The 19,315-nt window shown below is 71.0% G+C and carries 17 protein-coding genes and 1 other RNA gene; 8 read left to right on the top strand and 10 right to left on the bottom strand.

Annotated elements, in window-relative coordinates; translation table 11 throughout:
* Window positions 1–53 precede the first annotated feature (53 nt).
* The 3 genes from ABGB14_RS28400 to ABGB14_RS28390 are packed head-to-tail and all read left to right on the top strand — an operon-like array spanning window position 54 to window position 3,774.
* Window positions 54–1,241: an acyl-CoA dehydrogenase family protein gene (locus ABGB14_RS28400; protein ID WP_347646872.1), complete on the top strand. Its 1,188-nt coding sequence runs from the start codon at window positions 54–56 to the stop codon at window positions 1,239–1,241.
* Complete coding sequence (locus ABGB14_RS28395; RefSeq protein ID WP_347646871.1) at window positions 1,238–2,266, top strand: acyl-CoA dehydrogenase family protein; 1,029 nt, start codon at window positions 1,238–1,240, stop codon at window positions 2,264–2,266. Before ABGB14_RS28400 ends, ABGB14_RS28395 begins: the two co-directional genes overlap by 4 nt.
* Window positions 2,266–3,774, top strand: coding sequence for an AMP-binding protein (locus tag ABGB14_RS28390; protein WP_347646870.1), 1,509 nt, complete (start codon window positions 2,266–2,268; stop codon window positions 3,772–3,774). Before ABGB14_RS28395 ends, ABGB14_RS28390 begins: the two co-directional genes overlap by 1 nt.
* Here the strand turns inward: ABGB14_RS28390 and ABGB14_RS28385 are convergent.
* The 6 genes from ABGB14_RS28385 to ABGB14_RS28360 all read right to left on the bottom strand — a co-directional run bounded on the left by ABGB14_RS28385 (window position 3,735) and on the right by ABGB14_RS28360 (window position 10,359).
* Entirely contained in the window at window positions 3,735–4,853 is a 1,119-nt protein-coding gene (locus ABGB14_RS28385) for a C45 family peptidase (protein WP_347646869.1), read from the bottom strand. The two genes, ABGB14_RS28390 and ABGB14_RS28385, sit on opposite strands and share 40 nt — an antisense overlap.
* 45 nt (window positions 4,854–4,898) lie before the next feature.
* The gene (locus ABGB14_RS28380) at window positions 4,899–5,858 is read right to left on the bottom strand and encodes a YafY family protein (protein ID WP_347646868.1); all 960 of its coding nucleotides are present in this window, start codon (window positions 5,856–5,858) and stop codon (window positions 4,899–4,901) included.
* Window positions 5,859–5,907: 49 nt separating this feature from the next.
* Window positions 5,908–7,341, bottom strand: a complete 1,434-nt coding sequence (locus tag ABGB14_RS28375; protein WP_347646867.1) for an Nramp family divalent metal transporter — start codon at window positions 7,339–7,341, stop codon at window positions 5,908–5,910.
* Window positions 7,342–7,375: 34 nt separating this feature from the next.
* Window positions 7,376–8,182 (bottom strand): GNAT family N-acetyltransferase, encoded by an 807-nt coding sequence (locus ABGB14_RS28370; RefSeq protein ID WP_347646866.1) that lies wholly within the window; start codon window positions 8,180–8,182, stop codon window positions 7,376–7,378.
* A gap of 90 nt (window positions 8,183–8,272) precedes the next feature.
* Window positions 8,273–9,334 carry a M20 family metallopeptidase gene (locus tag ABGB14_RS28365; protein WP_347646865.1) on the bottom strand — a complete coding sequence of 354 codons (1,062 nt, stop codon included), beginning with the start codon at window positions 9,332–9,334 and terminating at the stop codon, window positions 8,273–8,275.
* Window positions 9,331–10,359: a membrane dipeptidase gene (locus tag ABGB14_RS28360; RefSeq protein ID WP_347646864.1), complete on the bottom strand. Its 1,029-nt coding sequence runs from the start codon at window positions 10,357–10,359 to the stop codon at window positions 9,331–9,333. The genes ABGB14_RS28365 and ABGB14_RS28360 overlap by 4 nt, the downstream gene beginning before the upstream one ends.
* A gap of 187 nt (window positions 10,360–10,546) precedes the next feature.
* Between ABGB14_RS28360 and ABGB14_RS28355 the strand changes: the two genes are divergently transcribed.
* A complete protein-coding gene (locus ABGB14_RS28355; protein WP_347646863.1) occupies window positions 10,547–11,314 on the top strand; it encodes a MerR family transcriptional regulator in 768 nt (255 codons plus the stop codon).
* Between the two features lie 80 nt (window positions 11,315–11,394).
* On the opposite strand, the gene ABGB14_RS28350 is transcribed toward ABGB14_RS28355, so the two are convergent.
* Window positions 11,395–12,849, bottom strand: a complete 1,455-nt coding sequence (locus ABGB14_RS28350) for an NAD(P)/FAD-dependent oxidoreductase (protein WP_347646862.1) — start codon at window positions 12,847–12,849, stop codon at window positions 11,395–11,397.
* Window positions 12,850–12,966: 117 nt separating this feature from the next.
* Here ABGB14_RS28350 and ABGB14_RS28345 point away from each other — a divergent pair, with 117 nt between their 5' ends.
* The 4 genes from ABGB14_RS28345 to rnpB all read left to right on the top strand — a co-directional run bounded on the left by ABGB14_RS28345 (window position 12,967) and on the right by rnpB (window position 16,328).
* Window positions 12,967–13,767, top strand: coding sequence for a Nif3-like dinuclear metal center hexameric protein (locus ABGB14_RS28345; RefSeq protein ID WP_347646861.1), 801 nt, complete (start codon window positions 12,967–12,969; stop codon window positions 13,765–13,767).
* A 2-nt stretch (window positions 13,768–13,769) separates the two neighbouring features.
* Entirely contained in the window at window positions 13,770–14,510 is a 741-nt protein-coding gene (locus ABGB14_RS28340; RefSeq protein WP_347646860.1) for a C4-type zinc ribbon domain-containing protein, read from the top strand.
* Window positions 14,507–15,802 carry a bifunctional RNase H/acid phosphatase gene (locus ABGB14_RS28335; RefSeq protein WP_347646859.1) on the top strand — a complete coding sequence of 432 codons (1,296 nt, stop codon included), beginning with the start codon at window positions 14,507–14,509 and terminating at the stop codon, window positions 15,800–15,802. The genes ABGB14_RS28340 and ABGB14_RS28335 overlap by 4 nt, the downstream gene beginning before the upstream one ends.
* A gap of 139 nt (window positions 15,803–15,941) precedes the next feature.
* Window positions 15,942–16,328: RNase P RNA component class A (rnpB, locus tag ABGB14_RS28330), an RNA gene on the top strand.
* 86 nt (window positions 16,329–16,414) lie between these two features.
* Here the strand turns inward: rnpB and ABGB14_RS28325 are convergent.
* The 3 genes from ABGB14_RS28325 to ABGB14_RS28315 all read right to left on the bottom strand — a co-directional run bounded on the left by ABGB14_RS28325 (window position 16,415) and on the right by ABGB14_RS28315 (window position 19,313).
* The gene (locus ABGB14_RS28325) at window positions 16,415–16,951 is read right to left on the bottom strand and encodes a nuclear transport factor 2 family protein (RefSeq protein ID WP_347646858.1); all 537 of its coding nucleotides are present in this window, start codon (window positions 16,949–16,951) and stop codon (window positions 16,415–16,417) included.
* A 137-nt stretch (window positions 16,952–17,088) separates the two neighbouring features.
* The gene (locus tag ABGB14_RS28320; RefSeq protein ID WP_347646857.1) at window positions 17,089–18,066 is read right to left on the bottom strand and encodes a serine hydrolase; all 978 of its coding nucleotides are present in this window, start codon (window positions 18,064–18,066) and stop codon (window positions 17,089–17,091) included.
* Window positions 18,067–18,299: 233 nt separating this feature from the next.
* Window positions 18,300–19,313, bottom strand: coding sequence for an NAD-dependent epimerase/dehydratase family protein (locus ABGB14_RS28315; protein ID WP_347646856.1), 1,014 nt, complete (start codon window positions 19,311–19,313; stop codon window positions 18,300–18,302).
* Window positions 19,314–19,315 lie beyond the last annotated feature (2 nt).

The raw sequence follows: 19,315 nt of genomic DNA, 5'->3' as shown, positions 1-19,315 counted from the left end.
CGGGCTCCGGCGCCCTGGCTAGAGTAAGTGAACACTGATGCCAAGGAGTCGATGTGAACCTCGCTGACTACCGGCGTGCCGCCAGGGCGTGGCTGCAGGAGAACGCCCCCCACAACGACGCGCAGGACGACTCTCAGGAAACGGACTCGGTCACCCGGGCCAAGGACTTCATGGCCAGGCTTCACGACGCCGGCTACTCCGGCATCACGTGGCCGCGCCAGTGGGGCGGCCAGGGGCTGACCCAGGCGGAGGAGCGCGCGTTCGCCGAGGAGGCGCGCGACTACGCCCTGCCCACCTACGTCTTCTCGATCGGCCTCGGCATGACCGGCCCGACCCTGGTCGACCGGGGCACCGACGCGCAGCGCGAGCGCTTCGTCCGGCCCCTGCTGCGCGGCGAGGAGATCTGGTGCCAGCTCTTCTCCGAGCCCGGCGCCGGCAGCGACGTGGCCAGCCTGCAGACCAGGGCGGTGCGCGACGGAGCCCGCGGTGACCAGTGGATCGTCAACGGGCAGAAGGTCTGGACCTCGGTCGCCCACCACGCCGACTGGGGCCTGCTGCTGGCCCGCACCGACGTCGACGTGCCCAAGCACCAGGGCCTGACCATGTTCGTGGTCGACATGCACCACCCGGGCGTGACGGTCAGGCCGCTGAAGGACATGTCGGGCAGGGCCAACTTCAACGAGATCTTCTTCGACGACGTGACCATCCCCGACGAGCACCGCGTGGGCGAGGTCAACGACGGCTGGAGCGTGGCCGTCACGACGCTGCTGCACGAGCGGCTGTCGATCTCGGCGGGCGTCGGCATGGGTGGCCGGCGCGACCACCCCGCCTCGGTCGAGGCGCTGCGCCGGTCCGTCGACACCGGTGACCCGCTGGTCCGCGACCAGCTCGTCGAGCTGCACATCCGCACCCGCGCGCTGGCGCTGTTCAACCAGCGGCTGGCCCAGGAGACCAGGGCCGGCATCTTCCCCGGGGCGCGGGGCAGCGCGGCCAAGCTGCTGCTCGCCGAGCTGACGATGTTCCAGGCCGACCTCGCCACGCAGCTGGTCGGCCCCGAGGCCGCGCTGGCCGGCCACCCGCTGGCGCAGGCGATCTCGATGGCCCCGGGCATGGCGCTGGGCGGCGGCACGAACGAGATCATGCGCAACATCGTCGGGGAGCGCGTGCTCGGCCTGCCGCCCGAGCCCCGCGTGGACAAGACCGTGCCGTTCAAGGATCTGAAGGTGGGGACCCAGGCGTGAAACTCGTACTCAGCGAGGAGCAACAGCAGCTGCGCGAGGCCGTACGCGCCTTCCTGCGCGCCGCGTCCCCGCTGCCCAAGGTCCGCGAGGGTTACGACCCGCAGGTGTACGCCCGGCTCAACGGCGAGCTCGGCCTGTCCGGGCTGATCGTCCCCGAGGAGTACGGCGGCGCGGGCGCCGGCATGACCGAGCTGGCCGTCGTGCTGGAGGAGACGGGCGCGGCCCTGCTGCCGGGGCCGTTCCTGGCCACGGCCTTCACCACCGTCGCGCTGGCGCGGGTGCCCGACAAGGAGCTGCTGACCGGCATCGCCGAAGGCCGCGTCCTGGCGGCGCTCGCAGAGCCGGCCGGCGAGACCGTGCTGGCCTACGACGGTTCGGCGGTGCGCGGCACGCTGGCGCAGGTGATCAGCGGCATGGAGGCCGGCGTGCTGGTGGCGCCCGCGCAGGGCGGGGACGGCGTGGTCCTCGTCGCCGTCGACCTGGCGGGGCCCGGCGTGACCAGGACCCCGCTGGACACGCTCGACCTCACCCGCGGCCAGGCCCGCGTGGAGCTGGACGGCGCGCCCGCGCGGGTGCTGGGGCCGCGCCAGGACGTCGGCGACCTGCTGTGCGTGGCGCTGGCGGCCGAGCAGCTGGGCGTGATGCGGGCCGCGCTGGACAACATCGTCGCCTACGCCAAGGTCCGCGTCGCCTTCGGCCGCTACATCGGCTCCTACCAAGGGGTCAAGCACAAGCTCGCCGACATGCACGCCAAGCTCGAACAGGCCGAGTCCATCGTCCGCTACGCCGCCTGGGCGGCCGACGAGTCGCCGGACGAGCTGCCGGAGGCCGCCGCCCTCGCCCAGGCGTACGTCGGCCGCGCCTGCTTCGAGGTGGCCCGCGACCACCTGCTGCTGCACGGCGGCATCGGCTACACCTGGGAGCACGACGCCCACCTGTTCTACAAGCGGGCCAAGGCGGACGAAGTGCTGATGGGGCCCCCGCGCATCCACCGTGCCCGCCTCGCCGCACTGCTGGAGTTGTGATGGACGTCAGCACGATGCCCGGCTTCTACACCATCGCCGCCGCCGACCCCGGCCGCCTGGCGCTGATCGACGCCGACGGCACCCGCACGTCGTACGGCGAGCTGCTCGCCCTGGTCAACCAGGTGTCCCACGGGCTGCGGGCCCGCGGCCTGCGCGCCGGCGACGTGGTCGCGGGCGTGCTGCCCAACGGGATCGACCAGGTCGTCATGGTCATGGCCACCTGGCAGATCGGGCTCTACTACGTGCCGATCAACTGGCATCTGACCGCGTCCGAGGTGGCGTACATCCTGGCCGACTGCGACGCCAAGGTGGTCGTCACCGGGCCCGCGCACGCCGTGCCCGGCGGGGAGATCGGCGCGGCGGGACTGGCCGAAGGGCAGCCGGCCGGCGCGCCCGCTGAGCGGACCGCCGGGGCGGTGATGTGGTACACGTCCGGCACCACCGGCGTCCCCAAGGGCGTGCAGCGGCCGCTGCCCGGCGCCGAGCCGGAGGCCATCGTGCCGCTGTACGTGTGGTTCCTCGGCGAGGTCGTCGACCTCCGGCCGGGCGCGGAGACCCATCTCGTGACCTCGCCGATGTACCACTCCGCGCCGTGCGCGCACACGCAGTTCGCGCTGCACCTGGGGCACACCCTGGTGATCGCGCCCAAGTTCGGCCCCGAGGTCATCCTCGAGCTCATCGACCGGCACCGGGTCTCCAACGCGATGATGGTGCCGACCATGTTCCACCGCATGCTGCGCCTGCCCGAGGAGGTCAGGGGCCGCTATGACCTGTCGAGCCTGCGCCAGGTCATCCACACCGCCGCCGCCTGCCCCGTCGCGGTCAAGCAGCAGATCATGGACTGGTGGGGGCCGGTGCTCTACGAGTACTACGGCTCCACGGAGTCCACGATCGCCTTCTCCGTCAAACCGCACGACTGGCTGGCCAGGCCGGGCACCGTGGGCCGGCCCGCGCCCACGTTCGAAGCCAAGATCTTCGACGACAAGGGCGTGGAGCTGCCGCCGGGCGAGCCGGGCCTGGTCTACGTCAAGTCCGCCATGGGCTCCTTCGAATACCGCAAGGACCCGGCGAAGACGGCCGCCAGCATGCTGGGGGAGTGGTACGCGCCGGGCGACATCGGGTTCATGGACGATGACGGCTACCTGTTCCTGTGCGACCGGCGTACCGACCTGATCGTCTCCGGCGGGGTGAACATCTACCCCGCCGAGATCGAGGCCGCCCTGCTCGACCATCCGGCGGTGGCCGACGTGGCCGTCATCGGGGTGCCCGACGAGGAGTGGGGTCACAGCGTGGTGGCCCTGGTCCAGCCGTCCGACGGGGCCACGCCCGGCCCCGGGCTCACCGCCGAGCTGCTGGCGCACTGCGGGCCGCGCATCGCCAGGTTCAAGCATCCGAAGGTGATCGAATACCGTTCCGAGCTGCCGCGCACTCCCACGGGGAAGTTGTCGCGGTCGAAGGTGCGCGAGGCCTATCTCGCCGCGGCGGGGAACACCAGCTCCTCCGAATAGCGGCCGTCGCCCAGGTAGAAGCGGGTCGACAACGTCCGGTCCGCGGTGTCGAAGACGGTGCTCCACAACGTGCGGAACGGCACGGCCGGATCCTCGGCCGGCCGGACCGCCCGCAGGCTGTCGCGCAGATCCTGCGGTGACAGGGTGACGCCCTTGCTGCGCTCGTACAACGTGCGCAGCCGCTCGTACGTGCCGAAGCTGGCCTCGGTGTCGCCGGGCAGGTTCATCGGGTCGGGGTTGCGGTGCAGCAGGTGGTTGGTGACGCAGAGCGGCCCGTCACCGAACTCGATGATGTGCTCCCTGCCGTCCAGGCCCCGCTCCCACACGAACGCCTGCCCGTGGGCGTCGGCCACCAGGTAGTGCAGGGGCGTGCCGTGGTCGTACTGCTTGGCCAGCAGCAGCGCCTGCTTGGCCTGGTCGGCGTTCTCGCAGGTGTCGACCAGGAACCGGGGCAGCTGCACGCTGCCCACCCCGACCTGCGGCGAGACGTGCTCCGGCGGCTCGGCGCTCTCGAAGTCGGCGATCAGCAGCATGACCGCGAGCCCCGCCGAATTGATGGCGTCCATGCAGCCGTCGAGGTCCGACATGGTGATGACGGTCGAGGACAGCCCTTCGTCGGGGATCGTGGTGATCACGTAGGGGCGCGAGGCCATGGGCAGCTCGCCGGGCTCCGGCGCCGAGCCCATGACCTCGCTGGTGGTGAGGCGGAAGAAGTCGTAGTTGCGGCCCACCCGGCCGTGACCGTCGGTGGATGCCTGCGGCGGTACCCACAGGGCCGAGCAGCCGGAGCCCGCGGGGACCACGTCGAGGCCGTCGAGGGCCAGCTCGTCCTGGTCGGGGTCGAGGCCGAGGGCGGCCGCGGCGCCGTCCATGCGGGCGTTGTGCTGCGGCCAGTGCCGCTCGAACCAGATCCTGCGGGCCCGGTTGACCTCCGGCGCGGCCGGCGTGGGGGACCAGCCGAGCCTGCGGGCCTCCTCGGTGAGGGCTCTGCCGATCTCGAACTGGCTGCCTGTGAGTGTGAGGTGGCGGACCAGCTGGAAGTCGCCGGCGCCGCCCGCGACCTGCGTCAAGTTCTTCATGACGGCAGCCTCGCCGCGCCTTCTGACGGCCCGCTGACCGCGACCTTACCGACCGCTGACGGCCCGCCCGTAGCGCTCGGACAACCGCAGCACCTGCTCGGCCAGCTCGGGCGGGTCGAGCACCTCGAAGTCCACCCCGAGGAACCCGATCCACGCCGCCATCCCCTGCGGGTCGTCGCCGCGCAACTCGACCCTGCAGGTCGTCTCGCCGACCGGCTCGACTTCCACGCCAAGCCGCATGGCCTCGATCTGCCCGGCGGGCGCGTGCAGCAGCACCGTCGCGCGGAAGCGCGCCATGGCCGTGCTGACGCCCTTCTCCACGTACGCCGCCACGTCGCCGCCCTCCGGCATCTCGCGCGGGGTGAACCGGGGCCCGCCTGGCGTGCGCGGGCGCATCCGGTCGACCCGGAACGTACGCCAGTCCTGCCGCTCGACGTCGTAGGCCACGAGATACCAGCGGCCCCGCCGGTGCACCAGGCGGTGCGGCTCCACGTCGCGCACGCTGGAGGAGCCGTCGTGCCCGGTGTAGTCGAAACGCAGCCGCTCGTGGTCGCGGGCCGCGCCGGCGATCGTGGTGAGCACCTCGGGGGAGACCATCGCCCGCGTGACGCCGGGAATCTGCACGGTGTAGGCGTTGAGGGTGCCGACCCGGCGGCGCAGCCGGGACGGCAGCACCTGCTCCAGCTTGGCGAGGGCGCGCACCGAGCTCTCCTCGATGCCCTCCACGCCGCCGCCGGCCGCCCTGCCGAGCCCCACCGCGACGGCCACGGCCTCGTCGTCGTCGAGCAGCAGCGGCGGCAGCGCGGCCCCCGCGCCCAGCCGGTAGCCGCCGGCCACCCCGGGCCGGGCGTGCACCGGGTAGCCGAGCGTGCGCAGGCGCTCGATGTCGTTGCGGATCGTTCTGGTCGAGACCCCGAGCCTGGCGGACAACTCGGGGCCCGACCACTCCTTGTGCGCCTGGAGCAGGGACAGGAGCCTGAGCAGCCGCGCCGAGGTTTCCAGCATGCGCCCAGTGTGCCCGCCATCGCGGAAGGCCCGCTTCCGCGATGGCTCCCTAACCGCCGAAGATCTTCTGCGCCTGCTGGATGACGACCAGCACGGTCAGCGTCCCGAAGAAGGCGACCGACCAGATCAGCGCCCCCAGCCGGTAGGAGCGGACCTTGATGGCGTCGGGCAGCGCCCGCCGGTTGAGCACGATCAGCAGGATGGAGTAGACGAACATCATCACGGCGGCGAAGCAGGCCGAGAACACCAGCAGAATGAGCGGCTGGTCGAAGCCCAGCAGCAGGATGACGGTGCCGATCAGCGCGATCGCCCAGACGGTGATGAAGTAGACCTTGTTCTCCGAGATGGACGACTTTTTCAGGTAGACGGTCTTGAGCGTGTCGGACGCCAGCCGCGAGGTGTAGTCGACGATTCCCATCGCCGCCGCGAACAGGGCCAGCGCCCCGATCACCCAGAACAGCACGCCGAACCAGGTGCCCACGGTCTCCTGCAGCACCTGACCCTCGACGCGCAGGAACTCGATGCTGTTCTCCAGGCCCGACCGCCCGAAGACGGTGGAGTAGGCCAGCATCGACATGAGCGCGATCGTCACGAACGTCACCAGGCCGAACGTCCACGCCTGCTCGAGGTTGGCGAACCGCCACCACCGCTGCCACCGCGCGAGGTTCTCCTTGGTGGGCGCGAACTGGAAGCCCGTCGACGCGGCCGCCTCCTCCTGCCCGGTGACCGGGCTGACCAGGCGGGGCACGTAGAGGCCCATGCCGAAGCCCTTGTCGCGGATCCAGTTGCTCTGGCACAGGTTCTGGCCGCCGCCGGCGCCGGCGTAGGCGATGGCGCCCATCAGGACGGCGAAGTCGAGCGGGGGCACCGGGAACTGGGCGCCGACGGTCAGGCCCTTGCCCAGCTGCAGCCAGCTGTCGGCGGTGATCGCGACCACGATCGCCACCACGATCAGGATCGCCACCAGGGCGACCTTCACGAAGATCACCCGTTCGAGCGCGATGTAGATCACCGGGGCCAGCGTCAGCCCGAAGGCGATCAGGAGCAGCATGCCGATGGCGATCCAGCGTACGGACCCCTCGCCGGCTCCGGTCAGATAGGTCACCATGGTCGCGGACGTGGTGACCCAGCCCGGCCAGAGGTTCGAGGCGAGCGTCATCAGCACGAACACCAGGCCCCAGTGTCTCCACATCCGGCTGAATCCGGTCAGCGCGGTCTCGCCGGTGGCCAGGGTGTAGCGCTCGATCTCCATGTTCAGGAACCACTGCGTGATGATCCCGATGGCCGCTCCCCAGATGAAGACGAGCCCGACCTGGGAGGCGATGTACGGCCAGAGGATGAACTCGCCCGATGCCAGCCCGACTCCGGCGCCGACCAGTCCCGGGCCGATGAAACGCCAGGTCGCTCGGGGAGGCTCGGGCAGGTCGCGGACGGTGACGGGTGGTAGGACTCGCGCAGGAACGGTGGGGGTGAATTCCGTCATGCGGATCTCCTTTTCGGCGTGCTTACGTGCCACATTACAGAGCGGCGAAACCCCGGTGGAATAGCCGACGAACAGTCACCACATACTTTCCATGATTCGTCAATGTCACGACATGCCCGCCTGCCTCCATCAGCCCGCCGAGCACCTCGCGCATGGCCGCCCGCCAGGTCCGTGCCGCCGCCGGATCCTCCCGTCGCAACCGTTCGATGTCGGGTGGTGTGCCCACCAGAACGACGTCGCCCTCGGCCTTCCTGACGACGGGCCACCCGTCATCGCCCGCCTCCAGCAACACGGGGAGGTTCGCGAGACCGGGTACGGGGGAGGCGGTGACGGATTCTCGTATGCGCCAGACGGCCAGCACACGGTCGGAGGCGTCCCCCTCGTTGATGGCGTCGGCCATTTCCCCGTAAAAGTCAGGCAAATATTTTTCAGGCAGCGCACCTAGCTTTAGCAGGTTGAAGCGCGCATTTCGCCGTACGAGCGGATCGAACGTCCAGGTGATCGTGTCGAGACCGTTCCTCCTGCACCATTCCCGCTGATGGGTCTTGAGCGCGTAGCCGATGCCCCGACCCGGCACGGCGGCGCCGGTCACGTGCGAGTGCAGCGACCGCCCACCGCCGCGGAACCCCACGGAGGCGCCCACCAGCCGCTCTCCCTCGAACGCCCCGGCCACGTAGTTGCCGGTGTGCGCGAAGCCGATCATCAGCTCCACGGGCATGGGCACGTTACGCGGCCCGGGGTGCCAGATGCCCTCGAAGAGCGCGTAGACCTGCTCGAACTCCGGGACCTCGCGCAGCTCTCTGATCACCACGCCGGTCCTCGCCTCGCCGTGTCCGGTCACCTCCCCATTCAGCCACGACGCCCCCGCGCCGCGGCAAGCCGGGGTCCATCGCCGGGCGCCGAGGCGTCGAGCTGCTGGCGGGGCCGCGGGCTAGCGGACCGCCTCGATCAGCGCCCGCAGCAGCGCGGCACGCCGGGGCATCTCGGCGACGGCGACGTGCTCGTGGTCGGCGTGCGCCCCGCCGCCCACCGCGCCCAGCCCGTCGAGCGTGGGACAGCCCACACCCGCCGTGAAGTTGCCGTCGGAGGCGCCGCCCACCGACGCCGAGCTCAGCGGGCCCACCCCGAGGTCCGCCGCCAGCTTCTGGGCCAGCGCGTAGAGCGAGGCCGACATCGCGCTCTCGAGAGGTGGCCGGTTGGGCCCGCCGAGGATCTCCAGGCGGGTGCCGGGCACGGCCGGCGCGAGCGCGCGTACGGCGGCGTCGACCCGCTCCTGCTCGGCGACCTCGGCCACCCGTACGTCCACCCCGACGGAGGCCTGCGCCGGGACGGTGTTGAGTGACGTGCCGCCCGACAGCACCGTCGGCGTGACCGTGGTGGCGCCCGCGCCCATACCGGCGACGGCCAGGATCTGGTGGGCGAGCTCGATTCCGGCGTTCGCCCCCTTCTCCGGCTCCAGCCCGGCGTGCGCCGCCCTGCCGTGCACGTGCACGGTGTAGAGCGAGGTGCCCTTGCGGGCGGTCTTCAGCGCCCCTCCGTCGGCGCTGGCCTCCATGACGAAGGTGGCGGCCAGGCCGCGCGCGGTCTCCTCGATCAGCCGGGACGAGGTGAGCGAGCCGACCTCCTCGTCCCCGGTGACCAGCAGCGTGACGCCGTCGAGCGAGCCGAGCCCGGCCAGCGCGTGGAACGTCTGCACCAGCCCCGCCTTCATGTCGAACACCCCGGGCCCGCGTGCCACGCCGTCCACCACCGACCACGGGTGGGTGGCGAGCGAGCCGATCGGCCAGACGGTGTCGTGGTGGCCAAGGAGCAGCACCTTGGGGGTGCCGAACGTCCAGCGCAGGTGTGTGACGCCGTCGATGACCAGGAACTCCGGCTCGGCGCCGAGGTGGCGGGTCCCCATGGCGGCCACGACCTCGGCGCTGCGGGCGACGGCGGCCAGGTCGCTGGAGAACGACTCGCACAGGACGAGCTCCTCGAGGTCCGCGATCATGCCAGCAGCTCCCCGAGGAACCGGTGCACGTTGCCACCGATGATCTTCGTGACGTCCTTCTCCGGCAGGCCGCGGGCGAGCAGGCCCTCGGTGACCATGGGCAGCCCCGACGGCCCCTCCAGACCGGGGATCGCGGACTTGGGGTCGACGCCGCGGTAGTTGAGGCCCTCGCAGCACGGCCGCGTCAGGTCGGACATGACCTCGTGGATGAAGTCGGGCCCGAGGCCGACGTGGTCGACGCCGGCGACCGCCGCGATGTGCTCGACGTGGTCGAGCAGGCGGTCGAGCGTCATGTCCCCGGGGCGTTCCGCCAGGAAGGGCGCGAAGAAGTTGACGCAGATCACGCCGCCGGTGGCGGCCACGGCGCGAAGCTGGTCGTCGGTGAGGTTGCGGTGGTGGTCGCGCAGGGCGCGGGCGGAGGAATGGGTGGCGAGCAGGGGCTTGGTGGCCAGCTCCAGCACGTGCGCGACGCCGGAGGCCCCGAGATGGGAGACGTCGAAGACCATGCCGAGCCGCTCCATCTCGCGCAGGGCGGCGACGCCGTGGGAGGTCAGCCCGCTGCCGGTGGCGTCCTCGCCGCTGCCGTCGGCCAGGGGCGTGCGGCCGAAGTGCGCGATCGAGGCCACCCGCACGCCCAGGCGGTGCATGGTCGAGATCAGCTCGACGTCGTCGTCGAGGCCGGGCATGCTCTCCAGCGCGAGCACGAGGGCGATCGTGCCGTCGTCGAGCGCCCGGTCGATCTCGGCAGCGTCACGACATATCCGTACATGCTGTTGGTTGCCCTCGGCCAGCACGTGCGCACACTCGATCATCCGCAACGTCTGGCGCAGCGCGCCCTCAGGACGGTAGTCGTCCTCGATGAAGACCGGCAGGATCTGCAGGTTGACGCCGCCCTTGATCAGCTGCGGCAACCACCGCTCGCGGAAGAAGGCCGCCCACTGCTCGGGCGGGCGGGCCGCGACGGCCATGAGCAGGTCGTTGTGCGTGTCGGCCACGACAGCGCGCTGGTGCAGGGAAGACGTCATATTCCGGACGCTATCGTGCGAGCCGGGCCGCTCCAATGTGCCAGTGTCCGAACGGCGAGCTCGTCGTTCGTGCGTCACCATCATGCGCAGGCCCGCTTCTTGACCTTCTCGTTACGTCAACTTCTACCGTGGTGAACGAGCCGGGAAAGCACCGGCTCGGCGATGGGTGAGGACGGGTGGGCCGGTCATGGCATGGTCGATCGCACAGGTGGCCCGGATGTCGGGAGTGACGTCCCGGACGCTGCGCCACTACGACGAGATCGGGCTGCTGCCGCCCGCACACGTCGGCGCGAACGGCTACCGCTACTACGAGGAGAGCCAACTGCTGCGCCTGCAGCAGGTCCTGGTACTGCGTGAGCTGGGCCTCGGCCTGCCCGAGGTCAAGGAGATCGTCGAGCGGCACACCGACCCCGTCGCAGCGCTGCGGGAGCACCACCAGCGGCTGCTGACGGAGCGTGACCGGCTGAACGAGGTCGCCCGCATGGTCGAGCGCACCATCGCCGAACTGCAGGAGAACGAAGGGAAGACGACCATGTCCAAGATCAGCAGACCGGAGAACCTGTTCGAGGGTTTCGACAGCGCACGCTACGAGGCCGACGCCCGCGAGCGGTGGCAGGAGCACTGGCAGCGAAGCGGGCAGCAGGAGGTGCTGGCCGGTCGCACTCCACAGGAACTGGAGCAGATGCAGCGGGAGGCGACCGCGGGGATGATACGGATGGCCGAGCACATGCTCGCCGGCGTCCCCGTCGACGCTCCGCAGGTCTTCGCCGAGCTCGACCTCCACTACCGGCATCTGAACGAGTCCTGGGCGCCGACCAAGGCGCTGTATCTCCATCTCGCCCGGATGCAGGCGCAGGAGGAGCAGTTCCGGACGAACTACGAGCAGGTCGCCGAAGGCCTGGCCGAGTACATGCGCGACGCCATGATCGCCTACGCGCACGCCCGGCTGAGCTGAACGTGTGATCGCGATTTCCGGGGGGCAGGAGGGCCGCACCTGGCCGGCGGGCAGGCGCAGGCCGGTGACGGCCCGTGGCCCTAGGGCGATCCGGCGGGCCGGTAGGCGGGGATCGGGGGTCTCGCCGTCAGCCTGCGGTAGAGCGTTGTGGGGCCGGGCCAGTTGTTCGTGACGCGGCCTTCGGCGGTTTTGTACCAGCTCTGGCAGCCGCCGCCCCACACCATCCGCTCCATCGCCGCGTCGAGCCGCCCCCGCCACGCGGCCATCGCCTCGGGCCGCACCTCGATCGGGCCGTTCAGCGAGAGGTGCGCCAGGCAGGCCATGATGTGCTCCACCTGGCACTCGAGCATGAAGACGATGGAGTTGTGCCCGAGATTGGTGTTGGGGCCGTACAGGAGGAACATGTTCGGGAAGTTCGGCACGGAGATGCCCAGATACGCTTCTGCGCCGTTCTTCCACTGCTCCTCCAGCGAACGCCCGTCGCGCCCGCTGATCTCCATCGGCGCAAGGAACTCGGTGCTTGCGAAGCCGGTGGCGTAGACGATGGTGTCGGCCTCGCGCAGACCCTCGGCGGTCTCGACGCCCTTCGGCGTGACCCGGACGATCGTGTCCGTCACCACGTCGACGTTCGGCCTGGTCAGCGCCGGATAGAAGGAGCTGTCGATGATCACCCGCTTGCAGCCGGGAGGGTAGGCGGGGGTCAGCTTGGCGCGCAGCGCCGGGTCGGGCACCTGGTCGCGCAGGTGGCGCAGCGCCCGCTTCCTGAGCAGGTCGGCGCTCCAGCCCTGGGCGAGCGCCGGGTAGAGGGTGGCCTCGGCGTAGCGGTAGATCCACTCGCGGTAGGCCCGCTGCAGGCCCGGGACCAGGCGGAAGGCCAGCCGGGCAGGCGGGCCGAACGCGGCGTCCGGCTTGGGGATCACCCAGTTGGGCGTGCGCTGGAAGACGTCGAGGTGCTCGGCCTGCTCGGCCACGCGCGGGATGAGCTGGGCGGCCGACGAGCCGTTGCCGATGACCGCGACCCGCCGGCCGGTGAGATCGTGGTCGTGGTTCCAGCGGGCGGAGTGGAAGGAGACACCTTCGAAGTCCGCCATGCCGGGAAGGCCGGGCAAGCGCGGGCGGTTGAGCTGGCCGACGCTGACGACGACCACGTCGAACGCCTCGGTGTGCTCGCCGCCCTCCGGGAGGGCCGTGGTGACCTGCCATCTCGCGTCGTCGAAGGTGGCTCTGCGGACCTCGCTGTTGAAGCGGATTTTTCGCCTGACGTCGTACTTATCGGCGCAATGCTCTAAATAGGCGAGGATTTCGGGTTGTTCGGGGTAGCGGCGGGTCCAGCTCGCGTACTTCTCGAACGAGTACGAATACAGGTGCGAGGGGATGTCGCAGCCCGCACCCGGATAGGTGTTGTCCCGCCAGGTGCCGCCCAGGCCGGCGGCCTTTTCGAAGACCGTGTAGGAGCGGATGCCGGCCCGTTCGAGCTGGATGGCCATGCACAGTCCGCCGAAGCCCGCCCCTATGATCGCGACGCTTGGTGCCATGCCGTCCTCCGCAGGTCAGGATTCACTTACATTACGCCCGGCCTGCGTTCCCGCAACAGCCCTTGTCACGTGCGCCGCCACCCCGCCGGTCACCGGTAGTCTGCGCAGGTGGCTGCTGTGACGTTGACGAACGTGATCGAGGTGCTCGAGGCGGCCTACCCGCCCGCCCGAGCCGAATCCTGGGACGCGGTGGGGCTGGTCAGCGGCGACCCGGCCCAGCCGGTGCGGCGGGTGCTGCTCGCGGTCGATCCCGTCGCCGCCGTGGCCGAGGAGGCCCTGGAGTGGCAGGCCGACCTGATCGTCACCCACCACCCGCTCTACCTGCGCGGCACCACCAGCGTGGCCACGACCACGCCGAAGGGCCGCCTGATCCACACCCTGATCAAGAACGACATCGCCCTCTACACCGCGCACACCAACGCCGACGTCGCCAACCCCGGCGTGTCCGACGCTCTGGCCAGAGCCGTCGGGCTCACCGGCGACCTGGTGCCGCTCCAGCCGTTCCCCGACGACCCCTGGCGCGGGCTGGGCCGCATCGGCGAGACGGCGGAGGAGACGACGCTGGAGGACTTCGCGGCGGGGGCGGCCAAGGGCCTGCCGCGCACGTCGTGGGGGATCCGGGTCGCGGGCGATCCGTCGCGCCGGGTCAAGCGCGTGGCGGTCAGCGGGGGAGCGGGCGACTCCCTCCTCGGCGCGGCGAGGGCCGCGGGCGTCGACGTGTTCCTGACGGCGGATCTACGCCACCATCCGGCCAGCGAGTTCATGGAGACGGGCGGCCCCGCGCTCATCGACGCCGCGCACTGGGCTACCGAGTGGCCCTGGCTCGACAGCGCGGCGTCCATCCTGCACGCGAGTGGCGTTACCGTTGAAACACGTGTCTCCGCCACGGTCACCGATGCTTGGACAAGAGGATATTGATCATGAAAGCAGCCCCTGAGGCCCAGAAGCGACTGCTCGACCTGGCAGAGCTCGACTCCGTGATCGACCGGCTGGCGCACCGCCGGCGCACCCTGCCCGAGCTCGCCGAGATCGACGAGCGTTCCAAGCTGTACGCCCGGCTCTCGACCCAGGTGATCGAGGCCGAGACCGAGGCGGGCGACCTGACCCGCGAGCAGACCAAGGCGGAGGCCGACGTCGACGCCGTGCGCACGCGTGCCGAGCGCGACCAGAAGCGTCTCGACTCCGGCGCCGTCTCCTCGCCGCGCGATCTGGCCGGCCTCCAGTCCGAGATCGCCTCGCTGCAGAAGCGCCAGGGTGACCTCGAGGAGATCGTGCTGGAGATCATGGAGCGCAAGGAGGCCGCCGACACCAAGGTCGCCGACCTGGTGAGGCAGCGCGACGAGGTCGCCGCCGAGCTCTCTGCCGCCGAGGGCCGCCGCGACAGCGCGCTCGGTGAGATCGACAAGGAGGCGGCCGAGGTCCAGGGCCGCCGCGCCGCCGCCTCCGGCGAGATCCCCGCCGACCTGCTGGCCCTCTACGAGAAGCTGAAGGACCAATACTCCGTGGGCGCGGCCATGCTGCGCGGCGGCCGGTGCCAGGGATGCAAGGTAGCCCTGTCCATCGCCGAGATGAACAGCATCAAGGCCGCCCCGCACGACGAGGTGATCCGCTGCGACGAGTGCCGCCGCATCCTCGTCCGCACACCAGAGTCCGGCCTGTGACGTCCTACATCGTCGAGGCCGACGGCGGCTCGCGCGGCAACCCGGGACCGGCGGGCTACGGCGCGGTCGTCAAGGACGCCTCCGACGGCCAGGTGCTGGCGGAGGCGGCAGAAGCGATCGGCGTCGCCACCAACAACGTCGCCGAATACCGCGGATTGATCGCCGGGCTCACGGCGGTGCTGGAGTTGGCCGGCGACGGGGCCTCGGTGGCCGTGCGCATGGACTCGAAGCTGGTCATCGAGCAGATGGCGGGCCGCTGGAAGATCAAGAACGAAGGGCTGCGCCCGCTGGCCCTTGAGGCGGGGGCGCTGGTCAGGCGGCTGCGGGTGTCGGAGTGGACCTGGATCCCCCGCGAACGCAACAAACACGCCGACCGCCTGGCCAACGAGGCCATGGACGCCGCAGCCAAGGGCCTGACCTGGAAGGCGGGCGGCACCACCCCACCGGAGCCGTCCTCCGGGTGGCGGGAGCCGGACGGCGCGGACCTGACGGACGCGGGAGATCCTTCCGACGCGAGCCGGAAGGCGGGCTCGCGGGCTCGGGCCTCGGCGCCGCCGGTGGCGAGGCAGACGGATCTCCTCGACGTCAGCGACATCTCCGAAATGTCGGCCCCCACTGCCTCCATCGCCACCGCCCAGCGGCTCGGCAAGAACGCCGGTTGGGTCTCGTCCACCAAGGTGGCGACCTCGCTGCTCCTCCTCCGGCACGGCGAGACCGAAATGTCCCTGGAGCGCAGGTTCTCAGGCCGCGGCGACGCCGAGCTCACACCCAACGGCCTGGCCCAGGCGTCGGCGGCGGCCGACCGGCTGTCGCGCGAGCCGTACCGGCTGGACGTGATCGTCACCTCCCCGCTCAAGCGCGCCAGGCAGACCGCGGAGGTGGTCGCCCAGCGCACCGGCCGCGATGTCGAGGTGGACGAAGACCTCAGGGAAGCCGATTTCGGCGTCTGGGAGGGGCACACGTTCACCGAGGTGCAGCGCCGCTGGCCCGCCGAGCTGGCCGCCTGGCTCGCCGACCCCACGGTCGCCCCGCCCGGCGGCGAGAGCTTCGCCGTGGCCGCGCTCCGCGTGCAGGCGGCGGGTGAACGCCTGGTCGAACGGTACGAAGGCAAGACCGTGCTGGCGGTCTCGCACGTCACCCCGATCAAGATGCTCCTGCGACTCGCCCTCATGGCGCCGCTGGAGTCCCTCTACCGCATGCATCTCGACCTGGCCTGCCTGTCGCTCATCGACTACTACGCGGACGGGCCCGCCGTGGTGAAGTCGTTCAACGACATCTCCCACCTGCGCTGATGAGCGCGTGCCGGGCCGGATGCCGCCAGAACGCCCGGCACGGCACGTCACCTCCGCACGGGCGACGACCAGCCTCGTTCCACCGGGACGATCTCGCCACGGGGCTGGGAACGCGGGAGATTTGGTAACCTCATTCCGACGAGTCGGCCGGGCGGCCGCGTCGGGCTTTCGGGCCCGCCGAGGAAGGTCCGGGCTCCACAGGGCAGGGTGGTCGGTAACGCCGACCCGGGGTGACCCGCGGGAAAGTGCCACAGAAAGCAGACCGCCTCCCGGTCAGCCGGGAGGTAAGGGTGAAAGGGTGGTGTAAGAGACCACCAGCGCCCACGGTGACGTGGGCGGCTCGGTAAACCCCACCCGGAGCAAGGTCAAGAAGGGCGCTCCCCGGAGCGCCCGCGCGCGACGTTCGAGGGCTGTCCGCCCGAGCCGCGCGGGTAGACCGCTTGAGGCCGCCGGCAACGGCGGTCCTAGATGGATGGCCGCCCCTTCGCACGAAGGACAGAACCCGGCCTACAGGCCGGCTCGTCACTCTCCGCCCCCGTGACCAGGGGCCGGACCATGGTGGGAGCGACGTCAAGGAGCTCTCGGAGTCCGGGACGAGGTTGGCCGTACAGGTCAGGGGTGGGCAGTGCTGCCGGCGTTCGAGGCGTGCTCGGGCCCCGGGTGCCGGACAGGCGTGGTCGCGGCGGCGATGGCGGCGGGATCCCAGTAGAACGGCCGGCATTCGAGCATGCGCCCGTGCCGTACCCGGATCAGCTGCATGATCTGCGTGTCGATCTCCTGGCCGGTCGCGCGAGAGCGGAACCGTACGCGGTTTCGCACCACCACCGTGTCCCTGTCGCCCCAGTGTTCCTGCTCCAGGAACTCCATGGATGCCCAGGTCTGGCTGAAAGCGGCCAGGAACCGCTCCATCCCGTCATGTCCTCGCCACGTGCCGGTCCCCGTGAAGGGCAGGCCGGGAGCCTGGTACAGGACGACGTCGGGGTCCAGATACGCGGCTACCTCGTCATAACGGGCGTTGCCGAACCCGCCCGCGGCGACGTACGCGGCCTCGGCCCGGTAGAAGTTCTCCATGACCGCCCAGGCGTCCTGCGATCGCTCCTCCGAGGGGGAGCGGTCAGTCTGCCTCTCGGTCGTGTTCGCTGTGCTCATGACTCCAGTGTCACGGAGGGTGAAGGGACGCGCTGGCGGTCATCGGACGACGCGGCGAGAGCGGTGGTGTCCGAGCTGGCGACATCGGGTTGCCCGCCGGAAGTTCGGCGATCATGGCAGGCCCGTGAGGCGTGACGTCACCGCCGGGCGGAGGCTCTGGCGAGGGCCTGGGTGACGAGCCTGCTCACCCGCTCGATCGCCTTGATCCCCACCCCCATCGAGCTGTTACGCCGGGAGATGACCGCGATGAGAAAGGTGTGACCGCGATCCCGCACCCTGCCGATGCTGTTGACCGTCCACCGCCCTCCGTCCCGTTGCCTGGGCAGCCAGCCGTTCTTCAGCGCGACGTCGGCCTCGCCGCGCCCGGCCGCGCTGACGCCCCACGCCTGCTCCGGAACCACGTTCCGCATCAGGCCCAGCACGTAGCGGCGGTGTTTAGCGGACAAGGGGCTGGTGGTGGACGAGAGCGCCTTGAGCAGCCGGACCTGGTCGGCGGCGCTGGTCGTGGTCGAGCCCCATGCGCCGCCAGGACCGGGACGGGTGTGGCGCAGGCCGAGTTCCTTGTTGGCGGCGGCCAGCCCGGACGACCCGCCGATGGCCGCCCAGAGCGCGGACGCGGCGGCGTTGTCGCTGACCTTGATGGCCTGAGCCGCCGAGCGCCGCTCCCAGGCCGTCAGGCCGCGTCCCTGGCGCTGGGCCCTGAGGAGGAGCGCGATCACGATGTCCACCTTGACGATGCTGGCCGCGGCCGCCCTGAGCCCCCGGTTGTAGGAGTAGGACAGGCCGGTCGGAAGATCCAGTACGGACACCGCGAGCTCACCCGAGACGTCGTCCAGGTAACGGTCCAGCGACCTGGTGAGCGGCTTCCGGTTGGCCGTCGGCGACGGTTCCCTGTCCGGCGCTTCGCTCTCCGGGCGGTCCCTGTCCGGAGGTTCCCTTTCCGGGTGGTTCTGCTCCGGAGCTTCGGCAGGCGGCGACCCCACCGTCACGGAGGCGGGCGTGAGGGTGACGGGCGTGGCGCGTACGCCGCTCGCCGTGAGCACGGCCGGCAGGGCGAGCGCGGCGAGGAGGGGGAGGACGCGGCGGCGCGGCGACGCCCCGGGCTTCGCGGGCACGGCTGCCTACGCGAGAACCGGCGGAAACGACGGTGGGGAAGGGGAAGCGCGGAGAACCATGAGAGGCAGCGTCCCGGAGCAGGTGTTTCCACCGCGTTTGCGATCCGGTCACAGCCTGACAGGCAGGGAACCTCCCGTCCGGGGAGCCAGGGCCGGTGCCGCAAGGCCCGGTGCGAACCTCGCCGGCACCGCCGCGACCCCTGACCCCGGCAGGCCGTCCCGTCAGCGCGGGATCACGCAGAACGGGCCGCCCACGCGGCGAGGATGGCGGCCTCCTTCTCCGGCGCCATCCCGTGCGGGGTCATCTTGCCGTAGGTGCGCTGGTCCTCGGGGATCTCGCGCAACCACGCCCACGTGTCCCGCACGGTCTCGGCCACGGGACGCGTACGCAGCCCGGCCGCCTCCGCCTTGGCCGTCGGCACGGTCCAGAAGTGGCTCGTCTCCGGCGACGGCGGCCCGACCCACAGCGGGAGCTCCACGAACACCCCCGCCCCCTGCTCCACCAGGAATTCGCTGTCCACCCAGACGAACTCCGCGTCGGACCCCGTCGCCTCCTTGCACAACCCCAGCCACTCGCCGAAGGTGGTGTTGCCCGCCGGCCCCGTCACCGTGAACAGAGCCGGCGCGCCGGCCTCGGCCCGGTCGAGGGTGAACGCCGCCACGTCGCGAGCGTCCACCAGCTGCATCGGCGACCCGGGGTCGCCGGGGGCGAGGACCCGCCCGCCGTGCGAGATCCTGGTCAGCCACCACGGCAGCCTGGCCACGTCTTCGTGCGGCCCCAGGATCAGACCCGGCCTGATGATCAGCACGGCGCCGTCGAAGCCCTGCTCGACCGCCCGCTCGCAGCCCGCCTTCAGCTCGCCGTACTCGCCGTCGTCGGGCCCGGCGCCGGGCTCGCACGGCCATCTCGCGGAGTCTTCGGCCGGCCCTGCGGGAAAGCCCTCGGCGGCCGAGATCGTGGACACGAACACGTACGTCCCCGCCCGTCCCGACAGCGCCCGGACCGACTCGCCCACGACCCGCGGCACGTAGCCGGACGTGTCGATGACGGCGTCCCACGACCGTCCGCTCGTCAGCCGTTCGAGGTCGGCGCCCACATCCCTGTCGCCGTGCACGGCCTCGACGCCGGGCACGTCGGCCCCGCTGCGGCCTCTGTTGAACGTCGTGACCTGATGTCCACGGGCCAGCGCCGCCTCCACGACGGCCCGCCCGAGGAACTTCGAACCACCCAGGACCAGAAGTTTCATGG

The organism is Nonomuraea sp. B10E15, from assembly GCF_039871615.1.
Taxonomy (GTDB): Bacteria; Actinomycetota; Actinomycetes; order Streptosporangiales; family Streptosporangiaceae; genus Nonomuraea.
The sequence above is the reverse complement of the archived record's forward strand: the minus strand, read 5'-3'. Positions and strand labels throughout refer to the sequence as shown.

Excerpts from the sequence above, each read along its gene's own strand:
- ABGB14_RS28380 (WP_347646868.1), bottom strand. The coding sequence starts at position 5,858 with ATGCTGGAAACCTCGGCGCGGCTGCTCAGGCTCCTGTCCCTGCTCCAG.
- ABGB14_RS28385 (WP_347646869.1), bottom strand. The coding sequence starts at position 4,853 with ATGAAGAACTTGACGCAGGTCGCGGGCGGCGCCGGCGACTTCCAGCTG.
- ABGB14_RS28340 (WP_347646860.1), top strand. The coding sequence starts at position 13,770 with ATGAAAGCAGCCCCTGAGGCCCAGAAGCGACTGCTCGACCTGGCAGAG.
- ABGB14_RS28360 (WP_347646864.1), bottom strand. The coding sequence starts at position 10,359 with ATGACGTCTTCCCTGCACCAGCGCGCTGTCGTGGCCGACACGCACAAC.
- ABGB14_RS28365 (WP_347646865.1), bottom strand. The coding sequence starts at position 9,334 with ATGATCGCGGACCTCGAGGAGCTCGTCCTGTGCGAGTCGTTCTCCAGC.
- ABGB14_RS28315 (WP_347646856.1), bottom strand. The coding sequence starts at position 19,313 with ATGAAACTTCTGGTCCTGGGTGGTTCGAAGTTCCTCGGGCGGGCCGTC.
- ABGB14_RS28390 (WP_347646870.1), top strand. The coding sequence starts at position 2,266 with ATGGACGTCAGCACGATGCCCGGCTTCTACACCATCGCCGCCGCCGAC.
- ABGB14_RS28355 (WP_347646863.1), top strand. The coding sequence starts at position 10,547 with ATGGCATGGTCGATCGCACAGGTGGCCCGGATGTCGGGAGTGACGTCC.
- ABGB14_RS28375 (WP_347646867.1), bottom strand. The coding sequence starts at position 7,341 with ATGACGGAATTCACCCCCACCGTTCCTGCGCGAGTCCTACCACCCGTC.
- ABGB14_RS28350 (WP_347646862.1), bottom strand. The coding sequence starts at position 12,849 with ATGGCACCAAGCGTCGCGATCATAGGGGCGGGCTTCGGCGGACTGTGC.
- ABGB14_RS28325 (WP_347646858.1), bottom strand. The coding sequence starts at position 16,951 with ATGAGCACAGCGAACACGACCGAGAGGCAGACTGACCGCTCCCCCTCG.